The sequence below is a fragment of the Streptomyces lasalocidi genome (assembly GCF_005280215.1).
In the GTDB taxonomy this organism is placed as follows: Bacteria; Actinomycetota; Actinomycetes; order Streptomycetales; family Streptomycetaceae; genus Streptomyces; species Streptomyces longwoodensis.
In genome coordinates, this window is record NZ_SZNQ01000001.1 from 5,987,578 (window position 1) to 6,006,244 (window position 18,667).

14 protein-coding genes are annotated in these 18,667 nt (G+C 74.4%); 9 read left to right on the plus strand and 5 right to left on the minus strand.

Features of this window, described 5'->3' with window-relative positions:
- Positions 1 to 249: 249 nt before the first annotated feature.
- Together E4U91_RS26980 and E4U91_RS26985 are read left to right on the plus strand one after the other, a co-directional pair.
- Entirely contained in the window at positions 250 to 1,662 is a 1,413-nt protein-coding gene (locus E4U91_RS26980) for a M14 family zinc carboxypeptidase (RefSeq protein WP_174867867.1), read from the plus strand.
- A complete protein-coding gene (locus E4U91_RS26985; protein WP_137309223.1) occupies positions 1,659 to 2,153 on the plus strand; it encodes an SSI family serine proteinase inhibitor in 495 nt (164 codons plus the stop codon). The genes E4U91_RS26980 and E4U91_RS26985 overlap by 4 nt, the downstream gene beginning before the upstream one ends.
- Positions 2,154 to 2,262: 109 nt before the next feature.
- On the opposite strand, the gene E4U91_RS26990 is transcribed toward E4U91_RS26985, so the two are convergent.
- Both E4U91_RS26990 and E4U91_RS26995 read right to left on the minus strand, forming a co-directional pair.
- Positions 2,263 to 3,528 (minus strand): murein peptide amidase A, encoded by a 1,266-nt coding sequence (locus tag E4U91_RS26990; RefSeq protein ID WP_137309224.1) that lies wholly within the window; start codon positions 3,526 to 3,528, stop codon positions 2,263 to 2,265.
- A 203-nt stretch (positions 3,529 to 3,731) separates the two neighbouring features.
- Positions 3,732 to 5,957 carry an ATP-binding protein gene (locus tag E4U91_RS26995; protein ID WP_168218162.1) on the minus strand — a complete coding sequence of 742 codons (2,226 nt, stop codon included), beginning with the start codon at positions 5,955 to 5,957 and terminating at the stop codon, positions 3,732 to 3,734.
- A gap of 295 nt (positions 5,958 to 6,252) precedes the next feature.
- Here E4U91_RS26995 and E4U91_RS27000 point away from each other — a divergent pair, with 295 nt between their 5' ends.
- The 3 genes from E4U91_RS27000 (at position 6,253) to E4U91_RS27010 (ending at position 8,082) form a co-directional block, all read left to right on the plus strand.
- Positions 6,253 to 6,945, plus strand: a complete 693-nt coding sequence (locus E4U91_RS27000) for a DUF4232 domain-containing protein (protein ID WP_137309226.1) — start codon at positions 6,253 to 6,255, stop codon at positions 6,943 to 6,945.
- Between the two features lie 145 nt (positions 6,946 to 7,090).
- Complete coding sequence (locus E4U91_RS27005) at positions 7,091 to 7,327, plus strand: hypothetical protein (protein ID WP_137309227.1); 237 nt, start codon at positions 7,091 to 7,093, stop codon at positions 7,325 to 7,327.
- A 206-nt stretch (positions 7,328 to 7,533) separates the two neighbouring features.
- Positions 7,534 to 8,082 carry a DUF4328 domain-containing protein gene (locus tag E4U91_RS27010; RefSeq protein ID WP_241678696.1) on the plus strand — a complete coding sequence of 183 codons (549 nt, stop codon included), beginning with the start codon at positions 7,534 to 7,536 and terminating at the stop codon, positions 8,080 to 8,082.
- A 220-nt stretch (positions 8,083 to 8,302) separates the two neighbouring features.
- On the opposite strand, the gene treY is transcribed toward E4U91_RS27010, so the two are convergent.
- Both treY and glgX read right to left on the minus strand, forming a co-directional pair.
- A complete protein-coding gene (gene treY / locus E4U91_RS27015) occupies positions 8,303 to 10,684 on the minus strand; it encodes a malto-oligosyltrehalose synthase (RefSeq protein ID WP_137309229.1) in 2,382 nt (793 codons plus the stop codon).
- 206 nt (positions 10,685 to 10,890) lie between these two features.
- Positions 10,891 to 13,050 (minus strand): glycogen debranching protein GlgX, encoded by a 2,160-nt coding sequence (glgX, locus tag E4U91_RS27020; RefSeq protein ID WP_137309230.1) that lies wholly within the window; start codon positions 13,048 to 13,050, stop codon positions 10,891 to 10,893.
- Between the two features lie 192 nt (positions 13,051 to 13,242).
- On the opposite strand from glgX, the gene E4U91_RS27025 reads away from it, so the two are divergent.
- The 4 genes from E4U91_RS27025 (at position 13,243) to E4U91_RS27040 (ending at position 17,663) form a co-directional block, all read left to right on the plus strand.
- Positions 13,243 to 14,061, plus strand: a complete 819-nt coding sequence (locus tag E4U91_RS27025; RefSeq protein ID WP_137309231.1) for a Tat pathway signal sequence domain protein — start codon at positions 13,243 to 13,245, stop codon at positions 14,059 to 14,061.
- Positions 14,062 to 14,128: 67 nt separating this feature from the next.
- Positions 14,129 to 15,448 (plus strand): copper amine oxidase, encoded by a 1,320-nt coding sequence (locus tag E4U91_RS27030; RefSeq protein ID WP_137309232.1) that lies wholly within the window; start codon positions 14,129 to 14,131, stop codon positions 15,446 to 15,448.
- Between the two features lie 115 nt (positions 15,449 to 15,563).
- Complete coding sequence (locus E4U91_RS27035; RefSeq protein WP_137309233.1) at positions 15,564 to 16,802, plus strand: SAV2148 family HEPN domain-containing protein; 1,239 nt, start codon at positions 15,564 to 15,566, stop codon at positions 16,800 to 16,802.
- Positions 16,803 to 16,931: 129 nt separating this feature from the next.
- A complete protein-coding gene (locus E4U91_RS27040; protein WP_137309234.1) occupies positions 16,932 to 17,663 on the plus strand; it encodes a 3'-5' exonuclease in 732 nt (243 codons plus the stop codon).
- Positions 17,664 to 17,690: 27 nt separating this feature from the next.
- On the opposite strand, the gene E4U91_RS27045 is transcribed toward E4U91_RS27040, so the two are convergent.
- Positions 17,691 to 18,554 carry a phosphotransferase enzyme family protein gene (locus E4U91_RS27045; protein ID WP_137309235.1) on the minus strand — a complete coding sequence of 288 codons (864 nt, stop codon included), beginning with the start codon at positions 18,552 to 18,554 and terminating at the stop codon, positions 17,691 to 17,693.
- Positions 18,555 to 18,667: the final 113 nt, after the last annotated feature.

The following is an 18,667-nucleotide window of genomic DNA, read 5'->3' on the forward strand; positions in this document are numbered from 1 at the left end:
GGCGGCCACCAGGGCGGCCAGCGCCGGCCACCACGGCGGCCACCAGGGCGACCGTCGTCGGCCACCGCGGCGGCCGCCCCGCCGGCCGTCGTACGACCGGCCCCGCCCCTTCCGGACACCATGTCGCGGAACCGCCCCGCGACTTCCGGACACCGTGTCGCGGAAGCGTCCCGCCGCATCCGGACACCCTGTCCGAAACACCGCTCCCCTCCGCGGTGTTGACGTAGCCCCACGGCATGACCCACTGTGATGACCCCGTGTGCGCACACCGCGACACGGGGTGAACCACGGCACGCACTGTGGAGGTGTGCCCTGCCGCCCCTCCTGCGTTACCCGACCGTCGACGAGCTGGCCGCCCGTGCGGCCGCGCTCGCCGCCCGCCACCCCAGGGACGCCCGGCTGCGCCGGGTCGGCACCTCGCGCGCCGGCACCCCGCTGTGGCTCCTGTCCGTCGGCCACGGCGCCCGCCAGGCGCTGGTCGTCGCCGGACCGCACGCCAACGAACCCGTCGGCGGCGCCACCGTCCTGCGGCTGGCCGAACGGGCCCTCGCCGACCCCCGGCTGACCGAGGGCGCCGACGCCACCTGGAACCTGCTGCTGTGCCTCGACCCCGACGGCCTGCGCCGCAACGAGGGCTGGCTGTCCGGCCCGTACAGCCTCGGCCGCCACTTCCGGCACTTCTTCCGGCCGGGATTCCTCGAACAGCCCGAGTGGCTGCCCGACGGCGCCGACGCCGCAGCGCTGCCCGAGACACGCGCCCTGCTCCGCGTCCAGGACGAACTGAAACCTTTCTTCCAGTGCTCGCTGCACGGCGTGGACGTCGGGGGCGCCTTCGTCGAACTCACCCGTGACCTGCCCGGCCTCGCCCAGCGCGTCGCCCACGCCGCCGCCCGGCTCGGCATCCCGCGCGAACTCGGCCCCTACGACGCCCTGTACTGGCCCGGCCTGGGACCGGCCGTCCACCTGATCCCGCCGCCGCACCGGGGCGACCTGGCCGCCGCCATCACCGAGGCGGCCGTGGAGTCGACCTGGTTCCACCCGCAGCGGCACGGCACCGTCACCGCGATCGTCGAGGCGCCCATGTGGGGCGTGCCCGCCGTGGAGGACGCCGCCCGGCCCGACGACCGGGACGCGGTCCTGCGGGCCGTCAGCACGACCCTGCGCCACGACACCCGCGTCCTGGAGCGCCTCCTGGCCCGCGTCCGGCCCGGCCTCGCCGGCCTGCCCGACGCCGGCCGCCTGCTCGCGCCGGTCGACGACTATTTACTGGTCTGCCCCGGCCTCGCCGACGCCTGGGACCCGCGCACCCCCGACCCGGTGCGCCCGCTGCCGCCGCTGCGCCGCGCCCACCTGACGGCCCTGCGGATCGCCGGGCGGCGGCTCGCGCTGCGCACGGCGGGCCTGCTGCACCAGCTCGTCACCGCCTCCGGCGACGACCCGGCCGGGGCCCTGCCGGAGCTGGACCGGCTCATCGACACCTGGTGCGCCGACTACCAGGACGGCTGCGGCGCCCGCTGGATCCCGGTCGCACGCCAGGCCGAGTACCAGACGCGCGTCGTGCGCGCCGCGTTCGAGCTGGCCGCCCGGGACGGCGCACCGTACCCACGTCCGGGTGAGCCGGACTGGGGGACGCAGGCGGCCGTGCCGATGCACCGGGAATGACGCACACACACCCGCACCGGCCCACCCGCCCGCTCACCGCCCCCACGGCCCTGCGCCGCGCCCTCCCGGTCGCCGCCGCCCTCCTGCTGGTCGCCGCCGGCGCCACGACCGCCACGGCGACCACCGCCGGCCCGCTCCCGGTGACCGACCCGGCCCCGGCGGCCGGCGGCGCCGCGCCGGTCGGCAGCTGGCTGGAGCTCACCGTCACTCCCAGCGCCGGCCGGTCCGGTGGCCCGCGCGGCGCCCTGCTGCTGTGCGACCCGCCGCAGGGGCACTCCCGGGCCGCCGAGGCCTGCGCGCAGCTGGCCGCCGCGCACGGCGACGTCCGCGCCGTACCCCGCCGGGACGCGGTCTGCCCCCTGGTGTACGCCCCGGTGGCCGTCCGCGCCCACGGCCAGTGGGACGGCCGCCCGGTGGACTACCGGGAGACCTTCGCCAACCGCTGCGAGCTGGAGGCCGCGACGGGAGCGGTGTTCGCGCTGGACGACTGACCCCGGGGCGCGGGCGCGGGCAGGGGTGTCCGGGGGCGGGCCCCACGCGCGCGTGCAGGGACGGTGGGTGGGCCCGTGGCACGCGCGCGTGGGGCGGGTCCCGCCCGGCTCAGCCCCCGTACGGCCGGTCCGGCAGCGCGCGGGCCCGGAGGGCGGCTGCGACGACCGTGCGGGACTGGTGCTCGACCTGGTGCTCCAGCGGCACCCAACGGGCCTGGAAACGCCGGGCGAAGGCATCGCTCCAGCCGGCCACGAGGTCCTGCAGCGGGGGCGCCGCGTCGTCCCCGCGCTCGCGCAGCACGCGCAGCAGCATCGCCGCGGCCCGCAGCGGCAGCCGCCGGGCGAACGCGTCCACGCTGCCGACGTACGCCACCGTGGTGTCGGCCGGCGGCAGGTCGGTCCAGTCCGCGGCCAGCCCCGGCACCAGCTCCAGCACCCACCGCGCGGCCCGCAGCAGCGGCTCGTCCACGCCCTCCAGCCGGGGCAGAGCCTCGGCGAGCACCCGCTCCACCGTCCGTCCGTCGCGCAGCAGCCGGTGCGCCAGGTGCCGCAGCTCCGCCGCCGGCGCCGGGTGCGGGGCGGGGTCGTCCACCAGGTCGCTCGCCCACATCGGCACCTCGACGACGGCGGTGAGCCCGCCGTACCGGTGGACGTGGTACCAGGTGCTGTGCCGGGCGTCGTCCGGCATGCTCGGGTACGCGGCGTCGGTCCCCGGCGCCGGCATCACGTGCACCCCGGGGCCGGCCGCGGGCCAGCCCGCCGCGTCCGAGGCGGCCGTCTCCACCGGGATGTGCAGGTCCGCGGCCGACTGGGCGAACGCCTCGGCCAGTCCGGGTACGTCCTTCGTCAGCTGCACCCAGCTGCCGCCGAGGTCGGTGCCGTGCAGGGTGACCTGGAGGTAGGGGCGCAGCTCGTCGATGACCCGGGTCAGGGCGCGGGTCTCGGGGGGCAGCCGGTGCGCCGGGAGCTGGGCGGGCGACCACTCCGGCTGCTCGGGGCCGGCCGGGCGGTAGAAGCCCAGGTGGTAGTCCAGCAGGCTGCGCGGCTGGGGCGTGACGTGCAGGCTGGCCCCGTCGGGGTCGGCGCACAGCAGCAGGTGCCAGGAGATGCCGTCGCGCAACGCCGGTTCGGCGAGCACCCGTTCCGCGAGCGCGAGCAGGGTCGAGCCGCCGGTGGGCTCGTTGGCGTGGGCGCCGGCGACGACCAGGACGGCCCGCCGCGCGTGCCCCACGGACAGCAGGTGCAGCGGACGGCCCGCCCGCGACACACCCACCTGCCGGAGTGAACACAGCGCGGGCCGGGCGTCGGCCAACGCGCGCGCGGAGGCGGCCAGTTCCGTAGGCGTGGGATAGCGCGGATGCGGCAGGACACTCACCCCCGTCGGATTGTCCGGCCTGCTGTGCGCAGTACCCCACGGACACCGACGACTGTCAAGGCACGGCGGCCGCGCCCGACGGCGGTCTTCCCGGCCTGCTCCCGGCGTACGGACACCAGCACCTTCCGGGGTTGCCGGTGCGGGCCCCGGCGGCGGCACGCCCCAGCCACCGGCCGCGCCGACCCGCGGGGGTGCGTCGGGGTTCAGGTGCGTGTGGTGAGTCGCGCGAGTGCCGCGTCGTACCGTGCCCGGACGTCCGGGTCCGCCGATGCCCGCAGGAGGGCGGTGAGTGCCCGGAGCACGCCGTCGTCGTAGCCGGCCGATTCCGCTTCCCGGGCGGCGAGGTCGAGCTGGGTGATGCCCTCGGCCCGTCTCCCGAGTCCGAGCAGTGCTTCTCCCTTGATGGCGAGCAGCAGGACGTGCGGGATGTCGGTCGTCCCGGGTGGGCGCTCGAAGGCCAGGGCGTGGGTCGCGGTGGCCAGGGCTTGCTGCCAGTGTCCGGCGTCGGCCTGGTGGCGGGCGAGGTGCTGTACGGCGAGGCGTTCCATCCTGCGGTCGCCGATCCGGCGGGCCAGGCCGGCCGCGCGGTCGCAGCTGTGGGCGGCTTCTTCGAGGCCGCCCAGGGAAGCTTGCGCCATGGCCAGCACGATCAGTGCGTTGGCCTCGGCGAACGCGTCGCCGGCGCGGGCGGCGAGCGTGGACGCGGCCTCCAGGTGGACGAGTGCCTCCGGGGTGCGGTCCTCCTCGGTCAGGACCCAGCCGAGGACGTTGAGCACCCGGGCCTCGCCGTGCTCGTCGGCGTCGGCGCGCGTGGCCGTGAGGGCGGTTCGCAGGAGCGGCGCCCAGCCGTCGCGCACCCGCCACACGATCAGCGGCCACATCGTCATGACGATGCGCCAGGTCCTGTCGTGCAAGAGGGCGGCGTCGGCCGCGGCGACCGCCCGGGTGAGGTTGTCGCGCTCGGCGGCGTACCAGGCCACGGCGGCGGAGCGGTCGTCGAACCGTCGTACCGCGGCGGGCGGGAGGAAGTCGGACGGGAGCGGGAAGCAGTCCTCCGAGCCGGGTTCGGCCGCCGCCACGGCCCCGGTGGCGGTGGCGATGTAGTGGTCGAGGACGCGCTTGAGGGTGTCGGGGTGGGCGTCCAGGCTGCGGGCGTAGAGCCGCACGAGGTCGTGCATCACCCACCGGCCGGGCGCCGTCTCGGTGAGCAGGTGCGCGGCCGCCAGCTGCTCCAGGGCGATCTCGGCCGCCATCGGATCGGTGTCCGCCAGGGCGGCCGCCGCGTAGCGGTCGACGTGTGTGCCCGGGTGACGGCCGAGATGGGCGAACACCCCGGAGAGGTGCGCCGGGAGCTGCTGCAGTGTCAGGTGCAGTGCGGCGCGGACACCGGTGTCCTCCAGGTCGAGCAGGCTCAGGCGGCGCGTACGGTCGGACAGTTCGGCGGCCATCGAGTCCAGGGACCAGTCGGGCCGGCCGGCGAGGCGGGCGGCCACCACCCGCAGGGCCAGCGGCAGCCCGCCGCACAGCTCGGCCAGGCGGAGCGCGGCCGCCGGCTCCGTGTGCACGCGCCGCGCGCCGAGGACCCGGGCCAGAAGGGCGGTGCCGTCCGGGGGAGCGAGGACGTCGACGGCGACGGGCCGGGCGGAGTCGCTGACGATCAGCCCTGGCAGTCGGTGCCTGCTGGTGACGACGGTGACGCAGCGGTCACCGCCCGGCAGGAGCGGCCTGACCTGTTCGGAGTCGCGGGCGTTGTCGAGGACGACCAGCAGCCGGCGGTCGGCGGCCAGCGACCGGAACAGCGCGGCCGCGCCGTTCTCCGACTCCGGTATCCGCTCCTGCGGCACGCCCAGGGCCGCCAAGAACTCGCGCAGCACCTCGACGGCGGCCGGTTCGCCCATGCCGCTGAAGCCGCGCAGGTCGGCGTAGAGGCGCCCGTCGGTGGGTGCGGCGGGGTCGCGGTGGGCCCAGTGCAGGACCAGGGCGGTCTTCCCGACCCCGGCGGGTCCGACGACCAGGCAGACCGGGGCCTCGCCCACGGTGGCCCGGGTCAGGGCGGCGAGTTCCGACGCCCGGCCGTGGAAGCCGCGCGGTGCGCGCGGCAGCAGGTCGGGTGCACGCGTGGTCATGGCGGCCGCCGACCCGGCGGCGGACGGCTGGGCGGCGTCCGCCGACCGGCAGGGGCGGGGCCGGCCGAGGCTCGCGGCCTCCTCCAGCTCGTCGGCCCCGGCCCCGTCCAGGCCCAGCGCGTCCGCCAGTGCCCGCACCGTACGGCGCTGGGGGCCCCGGGTCCGCCCGCGCTCCATGTCGGCCAGTGCCCGCACGCTCACGCCGGCCTCGTGGGACAGCGCCTCCTGGCTCAGTCCGGCGTTCACCCGCAGGGCCCGCAACCGCTGCCCGAAGTTCCTGCCCGAAGACGTGCCGTCGTGCACCGTGCATTTCCCCGACTGTCCGGCTCGTCCGGTCGAGAGCCCCCCGGCAGAAGTATCGCCGACCGTACTTCTGCCGGGGGAACTGCCTGGGCGAGGACGACCGGAAGTGGTCGACTGGAGGCCGACACGGAGCGCCTGTTCACGGCCCTGCGCGCGTCCGGCGCGTCCCGGCGGACGCACCCGCGGGGCACCGGCACGCACGGGCCGGGATCCCCTCCGTCGTCGACCGACCGGCACCACCATCCGGGCCGGCGGCACCGCGCCGCGGCCCGCACCACGCACGGGGGACCTCTCCATGAACACGCTCCACCGCTCCACGCTGCTCGCCGTCGCGGGCACGGCCCTCGCCTTGTCGCTCACCGCCTGCCAGAGCGACTCCGGCAGCACGTCGTCGTCCCGGCCGACCACGGCGGCCACGGTGGCGTCGTCCCCGGCGGCCGGCGCGACGACGGCCGCCAAGGGCACGGTCACCTCCGATGCGGCGGGGCCGGCCGCCTCCGCGCGCTCGGCGGAATCGAAGGACTCCACCGGCGCCACCGACGCCGCCGGTGGACGCGGGACGGCCTCCACCCTGCTCTGCACCGCGCGGGACGTCCGGGTCACCGCCGCCATGCAGGACGGCCCGCCCTACACCCACATCGTCCTCACGGCGCGCAACACCTCCGGGCACTCCTGCAGGCTGGCGGGCTTCCCGCACCTCCAGTTCCTGGAGAGCCACAAGCAGGACGTCCCGACAGTCGCCAAGAGCAAGCCGGCCACGCCGGTCGTGCTCTCGGCCGGGGCCCCGGCCTACGCCCTGGTGAAGCTGTCGGACGGCGGGGTCCACGAGGACAACGAGCCCGTGTCGGCGTTCTCCCTGCAACTGGAGGGCGACTCCACGGTCATCGCCGTCACCGCCCCCGGCAGCGACGGCATCGCCGTCGACCCGGCCGAGGCCCTCACCGGTTACTGGACCCCGGAACTCCGCAACGGCGCGGACGACTTCTGAGCCCCCGGCCCGAGCGGGCGGACGCGGCCGCACCAGCGCCGTAGCCCGGCTCGGATGCGCGCCGGTGCGCCCGCGGCCGACGGTCCGCGGGCGCACCGGCGTGTCCGACGCGCGGCGTAATTCGAACAGGTGATCTAATGCCGGTATGGATGCGACCGACTTCCCCGACGATCTGGTGCAGACGCAAGCCGCCTGGAACGCCACCTACCAAGCACTCGCCGCGCCCCGGCCCCGCGACACCACCGTCCTGCGCCGCCGCTTGCTGCTCCTGTCCGTACGGCTGTGGTGGCACCCCTACTGGGAAACCGTCCCCTCGGCGCCGGCGGCACGCGTCGAGCTGCGCCACCTCGCCCGGGCCGACGGAGCCGTCCGGGCCGCGTGACCGGTCGCGCCGCTCGACCGGGAGCACGAGGTTGCGCTGAGGGTTGCGCCCTCCTGCGGCGACCCTATGATCATCCCGGCTCGGTGCCCGCCGTGCCCGTGCACACCAGGACAGGGCCGAGGACGATGACGAGTACCGCCCGAAGAGCTCCGTGGAACCTTGCCCGTTGCGCGCAGGCGGCGACAGCGGTGGCCGCGGCGGCGGACGTGTTCCGTGCCGCAGCGGTCCGGGACCACGTCCTGCATGCCACCGCGGCGTCCCAGCACCGGTCGGGCCTCGTCTCCACGGTCTTCGTCGATCTGATGACCGTCGCGGTCGTGCTGTTCCTCGTGTGGCTCGCCCGGTCCCGGCGCAACGCCCAGGAGTTGTCCCCACGAGCCCCGTTGCCGGGTGCGGTGTGGACCGTCGGGGCGTGGTTCGTCCCGGTGGTCAACTTCATCGTTCCGCGCCGGTTCGTCCTGGACATCGGGCGGGCGAGTTCCCTGGCCTGGCGGGAGAAACGGGACACGACGCTGGTGAACCTCTGGTGGGCCGCATGGGTCGCGCACGCGCTGGTGCTCACGGTGGCGAACCGGACGGACCCGGGCTCGATGCCCCTGCTCGTGCTGGCGGAGGCGCTGATGATCACCGCGGCCGTGCTGCTGGTCCTGGTCATCGAGCGCGTCACGACGCTCCAGGGCTTCGCCCTCGGCGACACCGCGCCCGCCGCTTGCGTGCCTGTGGCTCTGATCAGCGCACAGAAAGGGCAGCGATGATGTGGTCCTTCTCTGCCCCGCCGTTGCTGCGAGACGGACAGTCGGCGCTCTGGTTCACCGTCGGGTTCATCGTGCTGGTGGGAATCGCTCTGATTGTCTTCAGCAAGAAGAACAGGTGAAGCACCGGCGGTGACCCGCCGGCCGGGGAGCCAGTCGGCGGGTCCGGGCCGGCGCGGGCGCCCCCCGCTCGGGAGGCAGCCCGCGCCCGCCGTACCGCCCGCTACCCGGCGGCCCCGCCGGAGTCGGCGTCACCGTCGTCGAGGCGCTCCAGCAGTGCCACCGGCAGCCGCTCGAACAGCTCCGCCACGCGTACGTGGCCGGTGAACTTCCGTCCCGGGGTGAGGACGTCGCCCCACCAGCCGGGCGGCAGCGGCAGCCGGGTGTCCGCCCAGCCGCCGGCCTCCGCCAGCCGCAGCGACAGTCGGGTCACCGCGGTGACGACCGCCCCGGAGCGGGCGAACGCCAGGCAGTGGTCCGCGGCCGGCCCCTCGGCGGGCAGCGGTGTGTACGACGCGGAGGCGCCGAAGGCGTCCGGGTACCGCGCCCGGAGCCCCAGCGCGGCGGCGGTCACCGCGTTCTTGTCGTCCTGGTCCTCCGGCGGGAACCGCACCGGGCGCCGGTTGTCGGGGTCGACCAGGGCCAAGTACTCGCCCTCCGTGCCCTGGTAGACGTCCGGGACGCCCGGCATGGTCAGGTGGACCAGGGCGGTGCCCAGCACGTTGGACCGGACGTGCGGGGCGAGCGCCTCGCGCAGGGCGGTCACGTGCGCGCCGGGCTTCCCGCACGGGCCCTGCGCGACGAACGCCGCCACCGCCTCCTCGTACGGCGGCTCCTGCTCGGTCCAGCTGGTGTACAGGCCCGCCTCGCGCACGTGCTTGAGCAGCGCGTCCTGCACCCGCTCGGGCTCCGCCGGGCCCAGGCCGAACACCGTCTGCCAGGCCGCCCACGCCAGCTGGGCGTCCGGCACGGCCTCGTCCGGGTGGCTCGCGTCGGCCAGGGTCGCGGCCCAGCGCTCCGGGCACTCGGTGAGCACGGCCAGCGCGGCGCGCACGTCGGCGCTGCGCTTGGTGTCGTGCGTGGACACGACGGTCCCGGTCAGCGGCCAGTCGCGCTGCACGCGCGCGCAGTACGCGTGGAAGTCCTCCGGCGACACCGCCGGGGCGCCCGGGTTCCCGCCCACCTCGGTCGCCGACAGCAGCGGCACGTACCGGTAGAACGCCGTGTCCTCCACCGACTTGGCGCGCAGCGCGGACGAGGTCTGCGCGAACCGGGCGCGGAGCTCCACGGCCGCCGGGACGTCCCCGCCGCGCCGCCCGAGCACCAGGTCCCGCACGACGTCGACCACGCCGGCCTCCTCCGGCACCACGAACGCCCGCCGGGCCTCGGCCGCGGCCTCCTCGGTGACCACCTCCGCCGCGTCGACCGAGGTGTACGGCCGGTACACCTCCATGCGGACCAGCAGCTCCTCCAGGGCGGTGCGCAGCGCCCAGGGCGCCCGGTCGCGCAGGGCGGGGTCGGGCGAGGCGGCGCACACCTTGACGGCCGTGCGCACGAGCCGGTCCAGCTCGGTGGCCAGCTCGTGGGTGAGCACCGCGTACGCGGCCCGGCGCACGGTCGCCGCCCAGTCGCCGCCCCGGTCGGTCTGCGGGGCGGCGAAGGCGCGGTAGCGGGTCACCAGTTCGCCGGCGCCCGCGGGGTCGGCGAACAGGCCGTCGACGTGGCGCAGGGCGTCGTAGCCGGTGGTGCCGGCGACGGGCCAGGACGGCGGCAGGTGCTCGCCGTCGGCGAGGATCTTCTCGACGACCGTCCAGCGGCCGCCCGTCGCCTCGTGCAGCCGCTCCAGGTAGCCGTCGGGGTCGGCGAGGCCGTCGGGGTGGTCGATGCGCAGCCCGTCGATCACGCCCTCGTGCAGCAGCCGCAGGATCGTGCCGTGGGTCGCCTCGAACACCTGCGGGTCCTCCACCCGCACCCCCATCAGCTCGGAGATGCTGAAGAACCGCCGGTAGTTCAGCTCGGTGCGGGCCAGCCGCCACCACACCGGCCGGTACCACTGGGCGTCCAGCAGCTCCGGCAGCGGCAGGTCGGCGGTGCCCTCGCGCAGCGGGAAGACGTGGTCGTAGTAGCGCAGCAGGTCCCCGTCGACGGTGAGGTGGTCGATCTCGTCGCCGAGCGGCCCGCCGAGCACGGGCAGCAGCAGCTGTCCGGCCTGCGCCTCCCAGTCGATGTCGAACCAGCGCGCGTAGGGCGAGGCGGGGCCCTCCCGCAGCACCTCCCACAGGGGGCGGTTGTGGCGCGGGGACATCGCCATGTGGTTCGGCACGATGTCCACGACCAGCCCGAGTCCGTGCTCGTGGGCGACCCGGGCCAGCTCGCGCAGCCCGTCCTCGCCGCCGAGCTCCTCGCGCACGCGCGCGGGGTCGACGACGTCGTACCCGTGCAGTGAGCCGGGCACGGCCTCCAGGACCGGGGAGAGGTGCAGGTGGGAGATGCCGAGCGAGGCGAGGTAGGGCACGGCGTCCGCCGCCGCGGCGAACGGGAAGCCGGGCTGGAGCTGGAGCCGGTAGGTGGCGGTGGGGACGGAGGGCACGGGCTCAGGCGTCATGCACACCTACGTACCCGCTCCCGGCCGGTTCCTGCGTACCGACACCCGGACGCGGCGGGCCGTGCTCCGGCAAGGACGAAGGGCGTGCCCCGGCAGGGACGAGGGGCCTGCACCGGCACGGACGAGGGGCCTGCACCGGCACGGACGAGGGGCGTGGGGACCAGGTCCCCACGCCCCTCGCCGCGCTCGCGCGTCCGGCCGCCGGGTCAGGCGGGCCGCTGGAGGACCGTCATGCTGCGGTCCACCAGGGTCAGCCGGTCACCGGCCTCCACCTTCTTCCCGGAGCCCTCCTGCATCGTCTCCGGCTTGGCGGTGTCCACGACCACCTGCCACTGCCGGCCGTGGTCGACGGGCACCACGAAGTCGATGGGCTCGGCGGAGGCGTTGAACATCAGCAGGAACGAGTCGTCGGTCACCCGTTCGCCCCGGGTCCCCGGCTCGGAGATGGCGTTGCCGTTGAGGAACACGGTCAGCGCGGACGCCTGGGCCGAGTCCCAGTCCTGCTGGGTCATCTCCCGTCCGTCGGGAGTGAACCACGCGATGTCCGACAGGTCGTCGTGGGTGCCCTCCACGGGCCGTCCGTGGAAGAACCGGCGCCGCCGCAGCACGGGGTGCTCCCTGCGCAGCCACACCAGCGCGCGCGTGAAGTCCCGCAGTCCGGTGTCGACGCCCTCGGCTCCTTCGGCTGCTTCGCCGCCCTCGCCCGCACCTCCTTCTTCGTCCGGCCACTGCACCCAGGACAGCTCGTTGTCCTGGCAGTAGGCGTTGTTGTTGCCCTGCTGGGTGCGGGCGAACTCGTCCCCGTGGCTGATCATGGGGACGCCCTGCGAGAGCATCAGCGTGGCGATGAAGTTGCGCATCTGCCGCTGCCGCAGCTCCAGCACCGACTCGTCGTCCGTGTCGCCCTCGGCGCCGCAGTTCCACGACCGGTTGTGGCTCTCGCCGTCCCGGTTGTCCTCGCCGTTGGCCTCGTTGTGCTTGTCGTTGTACGACACCAGGTCGTGCAACGTGAAGCCGTCGTGGCAGGTCACGAAGTTGATCGAGGCCAGCGGACGGCGCCCGTCGTCCTGGTACAGGTCGGAGGAGCCGGTCAGCCGGGAGGCGAACTCCGCGAGCGTGCGCTGCTCGCCCCGCCACAGGTCGCGGACGGTGTCCCGGTACTTGCCGTTCCACTCGGTCCACAGCGGCGGGAAGTTGCCCACCTGGTAGCCGCCCTCGCCCACGTCCCACGGCTCGGCGATCAGCTTCACCTGGGAGACCACCGGGTCCTGCTGGACCAGGTCGAAGAACGACGACAGCCGGTCCACCTCGTGGAACTGGCGGGCCAGCGTCGCCGCCAGGTCGAAGCGGAACCCGTCGACGTGCATCTCGGTGACCCAGTACCGCAGCGAGTCCATGATCATCTGCAGGACGTGCGGGGACCGCATGAGCAGCGAGTTCCCGGTGCCCGTGGTGTCCATGTAGTACTGCGGGTCGTCCGTGAGCCGGTAGTAGCTCGGGTTGTCGATGCCCTTGAAGGACAGCGTCGGACCCAGGTGGTTGCCCTCGGCCGTGTGGTTGTAGACCACGTCCAGGATCACCTCGATCCCGGCCTCGTGCAGCGCCCGGACCGCCGACTTGAACTCCAGCACCTGCTGCCCGCGGTCGCCCCAGGAGGCGTACGCGTTGTGCGGGGCGAAGAACCCGATCGTGTTGTAGCCCCAGTAGTTGTTGAGGCCCATGTCGACCAGGCGGTGGTCGTTGACGAACTGGTGCACGGGCATCAGCTCCAGCGCCGTGACCCCCAGCTCCCGCAGGTGCTCGATCACCGCGGGGTGCGCGAGGCCCGCGTAGGTGCCGCGCAGCTCCTCGGGCAGCCCGGGGTGCCGCATGGTCAGGCCCTTCACGTGGGCCTCGTAGAGCACCGTGTGGTGGTACTCGGTGCGCGGCGGCCGGTCGTCGCCCCAGTCGAAGTAGGGGTTGACGACGACCGACGCCATCGTGTGTGGCGCCGAGTCCAGGTCGTTGCGCCGCTCGGGGTCGTCGAAGTGGTAGCCGTACACCTCCTCGCCCCAGCGGATCGACCCGCTGACCGCCTTCGCGTAGGGGTCCAGGAGCAGTTTCGCGGAGTTGCACCGCAACCCGCGCCCCGGGTCGTAGGGGCCGTGCACCCGGAAGCCGTAGCGCTGCCCGGGCATGACCCCGGGCAGGTACGCATGGCGTACGAATGCGTCGCTCTCGCGGAGTTCTACCGCCGTCTCCGAGCCGTCGTCGTGCAACAGACACAGCTCTACTCGGTCCGCGGCTTCCGTGAAGACCGCGAAGTTCGTGCCGGCACCGTCATACGTGGCGCCGAGGGGATACGCCTCACCAGGCCAGACCTGCATGGATACGACTCTTTCAGGTGTCCACCGGCGCGGGGGGCGCCTTACTCAACGAGTCTCCCGGAAAGTCGTGGAACCACCTATGACTTACGTCCCTCTTACCCGACGACCAGCGCATGCGCCCGAACGGGCGTATTGCCGATACCAGTGGGGCAGAACATACTCCCGGGGACACAGGGGGAGTAGGGGGACATTGTGCGCACGACAGTGCGCCGCCACCTGGGCAAGGTGGTGGCGGGTGCGGCGACCGCGGTGACCGGAACGGCCGTGATGGTCGCGATCACCCTGCCGGGCACGGCGGGGGCCGACGACACAGCAGGACGGGCGGGCGGCGCGGCCGCGTCCGCCGCGGCGGGGCAGCAGGGCGGGGCGGGCGGCGCGGTGCCGCCCGCGGTCGTCGAGGCGGCCCCGGCCGAGGGGGACCGGGGGACCGGCCACGATCCGCTGACCGACGACGAGATCCGGCGGGCGGAGCGGAGCGCGCTCAGCCGGCAGATGATGACGGCCGGCGAGGACGTGGGGGGTGACCGCGGCCCGCAGCGCCTCGGCGTCGACCTCGCCGAGCCCGACGCGGCCGAGGCGGACGACCCGAACGCGCCGCGCCGCGCGGACGTCACGTACTACGACTACCGCAACGACACGCTCGTCACCCGGACGGTGAACCTCGCCACCGGCACCGTGGAGCGGACCGGGACCCAGCACGGCGTGCAGCCGCCGCTGAGCCCCGAGGAGCAGACCGAGGCGGCCCGGCTGCTGATCGCCGACCCGCTCGGCGCGGGCCTGAAGGCCGACTACCGGGACGCCACCGGCAAGGAGCTGACCTCACCGGACCAGCTGCTGCTCGCGAGCATGGTCTACCGGGCCGTGCCCGGTGCCGAGCCCGCCGCCCTGGACCAGTGCGGCGAGCACCGCTGCGTGCGGCTGCTGCCCAAGGTCAAGGACGGCCCGTGGATCGACGCCAGGTCCCTGGTCGTCGACCTGAGCACCCGCAAGGTCTCGCGCCTGGCCGGCTAGGCGCCCGTTCCGTCCACGCTCACCTCCCGGTACCTGTCGGTACCTCCTGTCGAGGAGTCATGTCTTCATGCACATGAACAGAACGCGTCGCGCCCACCGGGGAGCGGCGGCCCTGGGCCTGTCCGTGGCGGCCCTCGCCGCCGGCGTGACCACCGCCGCCGGACCGGCCGCCGCCGGACCCCGGACGGCCCCCGCGCCCGCGCCCGCCTGCAGCGCGGCCTACCGCATCGAGCAGAAGCTCTCCACCGGCACCACCTGGCGGATGTGCTGGCGCTACGAGGCCAAGTCCGGCCTCGTCCTGGAGGACGTCAGCTACCAGCCGCCCGGCGAGCCCAAGCCGATCAAGGTCCTCAACAGCGCCAAGATCGCCCAGATCCACGTGCCGTACGACGACGGCACCAACGAGTACAACGACGTCACCGACTACAACTTCGGCTCCGGCCTGGTGAACCTGGCCCCCGCCGAGTGCCCCGGCGGCACCATCAAGACCGTCAAGGTCCCCGAGGCGTTCGACCCGGCCCACCCGAACGTCAAGGGCCTGTGCACCACCACGCGTTCGCGCGGCCACGCGTACCGCATGCAGGCCGACACCGGCAACAAGGTCTACCAGGCCCAGGGCAAGGACCTGCTCGTCTACACCGTCAACAAGGTCGGCTGGTACGAGTACATGACCGAGTGGCGCTTCTCCGACGACGGCACCCTGAACATGAACGTCGGCGCCACCGGCAGCCTCTCGCCGTTCGACTACGACGCCGGCGACGGCCGCGGCTGGCCCATCGGCAAGGGGGCCCGCTCCTACGCCACCAGCCACAGCCACAACGTCTTCTGGCGGCTGGACTTCGGCCTCGACGGCTCCTCCAAGACCAAGGTCGAGCAGTACGACTCGAAGGTCAGCGCGCCCGCGAGCGGCCAGCGGGGCCCGACCGCGAAGACCACCCGCACCGCCGTCACCAAGGAACTCGCCGGTGACGCGGCCACCATGCGCTGGTGGCGGGTCGTCAGCACGGCCGGCAAGAACAAGGACGGCCACGCGCGCTCCTACGAGTTCGTGCCCGGCGCCACCACCAAGTACTCCGGACGTCCGTTCACCAAGCACGACCTGTACGTCACCGAGTACAACAAGTGCGAGCAGTACGCGAGCAACAACCCGCTCAACTGCGGTACCGGACACGGCAAGTCCGTCGAGAAGTGGGTCAACGGACAGACCCTCACCCACCCCGTGCTCTGGGTGAACGTCGGCTTCCACCACATCGCGCGCGACGAGGACCAGCAGCCCATGCCGGTCCACTGGCAGGGCTTCTCGCTGGCCCCGCGGGACGTCACCGCGATGAACCCGCTCACCCCGGCCGCGCTCGCCAACCAGAACGGCCAAGTGGAACCGCGGTAGTTGGGCAACGACCCTGTCCATCCGGCTGCACCGCCGACCGCTCGCGGAGTACCCTTCCTTGATCGTCGGGAAGGTTCGGGACAGAGGGCCCGGCGGAGCGGAAGGCGGTGCTCGGGTGGGCTCGGGAGGGCTGGAGCTGCCCCCTGGTGACGAGGGTCACGAGGGGGGCTCCGCGGACGTCCCGCCCGGGACGGTGTCCCTGGCCCGGCCGATGGAGGCGGGTGCCATCGGCCCGGAGCTGGACTGGGACGCCGAGGCCTGGCGCGAGGTGCGCACGCGCGCGCAGCGGGCCGGGCGGGCCTACATCTGGCTGAACCTCGTGGAGCAGCGGCTGCGCGCCGTGGTGGCCGCCGTCCTGCGGCCCATCTACGAACCCGTCCACGGCGACGACTGGGTGGTGGCCGCGGCCGGCCCCGCCGGGCAGGAGTGGGTGCAGCGCGCGGTCGCCGTCCGCGAGGTCAGCCGCCGCAAGGGCTACCTGCTGGACCCGGCCGACGACAACGTCGTCTCGTTCCTGACGCTGCCCCAGCTGCGCGAGCTGATGGTGCAGCACTGGCCGTGCTTCGAGCCGTACTTCGACGACCGGCGTGACGTCGAACTCGCCCTGGACGAGCTGGAGGTCACCCGCAACGTCGTCTCCCGCAACCGCGCCCTGTCCGAGGCGGTCCTGAACCAGGCCGAGCGGGCCTCGGCGCGGCTGCTGGAGATGCTCGGCACCGGCGGCGACGTGCCCTCCGCGCGCCGGCTGCCGGTCGACGCCGTCGAGGACCTGGTGGGCGACCGCTACGCCGACGTGGTCGCGGTGCACTCCGACCGGGTGCGGCTGCTGCGGCAGTTCCCCGCCGAGGACATCTTCGACGGCGCCCGCCGCATCGACGCCATCGGCATCGGCCTCAACCTGCTCGTGCAGAACTTCTCCGGCCGGCGGATGGTCCGGCTCGCCGAGGCCGGGTGCCGGGTGCGGCTGCTGTTCCTCAACCCCGCCTCCAGCGCCGTCAAGCGGCGCGAGCGCGAACTCGGCGTCAAGCGGGGCGAGCTGAGCCGCGCGGTGGAGATGAACATCCTGCACATGCGCCGCGTCCGGGCCCGGCTGCGCGACCCGGGCGCCTTCCAGATCCAGGTCTACGACGACACGCCCCGGTTCACCGCCTACCTCGTCGACGGCGACGGCACCGACGGCATCGGGGTGGTGCAGTCCTACCTCCGGCGTCTGCGCGGCATGGAGGCGCCCGTGCTGGTGCTGCGCGGTGGCAACCGGGTGGTCAAGGCGGGCGAGGTGGACGAAGGGGGTCTCTTCGGGGCGTACCGCGAGGAGTTCGAGCTGGCTTGGGCGGATTCGCGCCCGGTGTCCTGAACGTCCCGCCGCTCCCGGGTGGATGGGGATCGTCCCGCGGCGGAAGCGGAATGCGTTCCGCTGATTGTCAGTGGCGCATGGCAGGGTGAAGACCACTGGGGGGACGCACCACCGAGAAGGGGGGCCACCATGGCCTGGCACCAGGAGCTGCTGGTCGGCTTCGACCTGGAGACGACCGGCACCGATCCGCGCGAGGCGCGCATCGTGACGGCCGCCGTCATCGAGGTCAGGGACGGTCAGGTGCTGGGCCGCCGCGAGTGGCTGGCCGACCCGGGCGTGGAGATCCCGGCCGACGCGGTCGCCGTCCACGGCATCAGCACCGAACGCGCGGCCGCCGAGGGCCACCCCGCCGACCGGGTCGCGGACTCGCTCGCCGACGTCCTGACGACGTACTGGAAGACGGGCGTCCCGGTCGTCGCGTACAACGCCGCCTTCGACCTGACCCTGCTCTCCGCCGAACTGCACCGGCACCAACTGCCGTCCCTGCGCGAGCGCCTGGGCGGCCTCGACCCGGCCCCCGTCGTCGACCCGTACACCATCGACCGCTGGGCCGACCGCTACCGCCGCGGCAAGCGCAACCTCGAAGCGGTCTGCGCCGAGTACGGCGTCGCCCTGGACACCGCGCACGACGCGGGCGCCGACGCCCTCGCCGCGGCCCGCCTCGCCTGCGCGATAGCCGTCCGCCACCCCAAGGTGGCCTCCCTCGGCCCGGCGGAGCTGCACCTGCGCCAGATCGAGTGGTACGCCGCCTGGGCGGCCGACTTCCAGAGCTTCCTGCGCCGCAAGGGGGAGGCCGACGCGGTGGTGGACGCCACCTGGCCCGTCCGGGAGTTCACGGGCGAGGGGGCCCGCACCGCCTAGCCCCGTGCGGGTGCCCGTCCGCCGGGCTCAGAAGGGGTACCAGCGCACCGTCGGGTCGCCGTCGCGCAGAGAGGCCACCCGGCGCTCGAACTCGGCCAGCGCCTTCGGGTTGCTCGGCGCGTGCTGGGCCACCCAGGCGCAGCTCGCCGTCTCCCGCGCCCCGCGCAGCACGCCGCACCCGTCCCACTCCCGCACGTCCCAGCCGTAGGTCCGGGTGAAGGCGTCGTACTCCTCGGCGGCCAGGCCGTAGCGGTCGTGGGAGAGGGCCATCACGACCAGGTCGTGCTCGCGCAGGTCGGCGGAGAAGGTCTCCAGGTCGACCAGGACCGGGCCGTCGGGGCCGATGTGCACGTTGCGCGGCAGGGCGTCCCCGTGGACGGGGCCCGGCGGCAGGTGCGGGGTGAGGGCGGCGGCCGCCGCGGCGAAGCCGTCCCGGCGCTCGCGCAGGTACGCCGCGTCCGCCGGGTCGATCGCCCCGCCCGCGAGCCGCAGCCAGCGCTCCACCCCGGACAGCAGGTCCCGCGGCGGCAGGGCGAACGGGGGCGCGGGCAGGGCGTGCACGCGCCGCAGCAGTGACGCCAGGTCCGCCGGTCCCGCCGGGCGCACCGCGTCGGGCAGCCGGTGCCACACGGTCACCGGGTGCCCGGCGACGAGCCGTGCCTCCGGCTGCGCGGCCCGCACCGCCGGGACGCCCGTGTCGGCCAGCCAGCGCGCGATGTCCAGCTCGCGCCGGGCCCGGTCGAGCAGTTCGGCGTCGCGGCCCACCTTGACGACGAGGTCCCCGGCGGCGAACACCGCGTTCTCGCCGAGGGCGAGCAGGCGTGCGTCCCCGGCCGGCCCGGGCAGCACCTCCGCCCCGGCCAGTACCTCCCGCGCCGTCGCCTCGTCCATCGTCCGCCTCCGTGCCGTCGTCGTAGCGCTGCCGCGGTCAGTCTCGCATTCCCACAGGTCGGACCCCGGTCGCGGGGCGAGCGGGCTGTTGCGGCGCGGGTGCGCGAAATACG

Bases quoted from the DNA above. Each gene is read 5' to 3' on its own strand.
- E4U91_RS26980 (WP_174867867.1), top strand. From the start codon at position 250: ATGACCCCGTGTGCGCACACCGCGACACGGGGTGAACCACGGCACGCA.
- E4U91_RS26985 (WP_137309223.1), top strand. From the start codon at position 1,659: ATGACGCACACACACCCGCACCGGCCCACCCGCCCGCTCACCGCCCCC.
- E4U91_RS27000 (WP_137309226.1), top strand. From the start codon at position 6,253: ATGAACACGCTCCACCGCTCCACGCTGCTCGCCGTCGCGGGCACGGCC.
- E4U91_RS27005 (WP_137309227.1), top strand. From the start codon at position 7,091: ATGGATGCGACCGACTTCCCCGACGATCTGGTGCAGACGCAAGCCGCC.
- treY (WP_137309229.1), bottom strand. From the start codon at position 10,684: ATGACGCCTGAGCCCGTGCCCTCCGTCCCCACCGCCACCTACCGGCTC.
- glgX (WP_137309230.1), bottom strand. From the start codon at position 13,050: ATGCAGGTCTGGCCTGGTGAGGCGTATCCCCTCGGCGCCACGTATGAC.
- E4U91_RS27030 (WP_137309232.1), top strand. From the start codon at position 14,129: ATGCACATGAACAGAACGCGTCGCGCCCACCGGGGAGCGGCGGCCCTG.
- E4U91_RS27040 (WP_137309234.1), top strand. From the start codon at position 16,932: ATGGCCTGGCACCAGGAGCTGCTGGTCGGCTTCGACCTGGAGACGACC.
- E4U91_RS27045 (WP_137309235.1), bottom strand. From the start codon at position 18,554: ATGGACGAGGCGACGGCGCGGGAGGTACTGGCCGGGGCGGAGGTGCTG.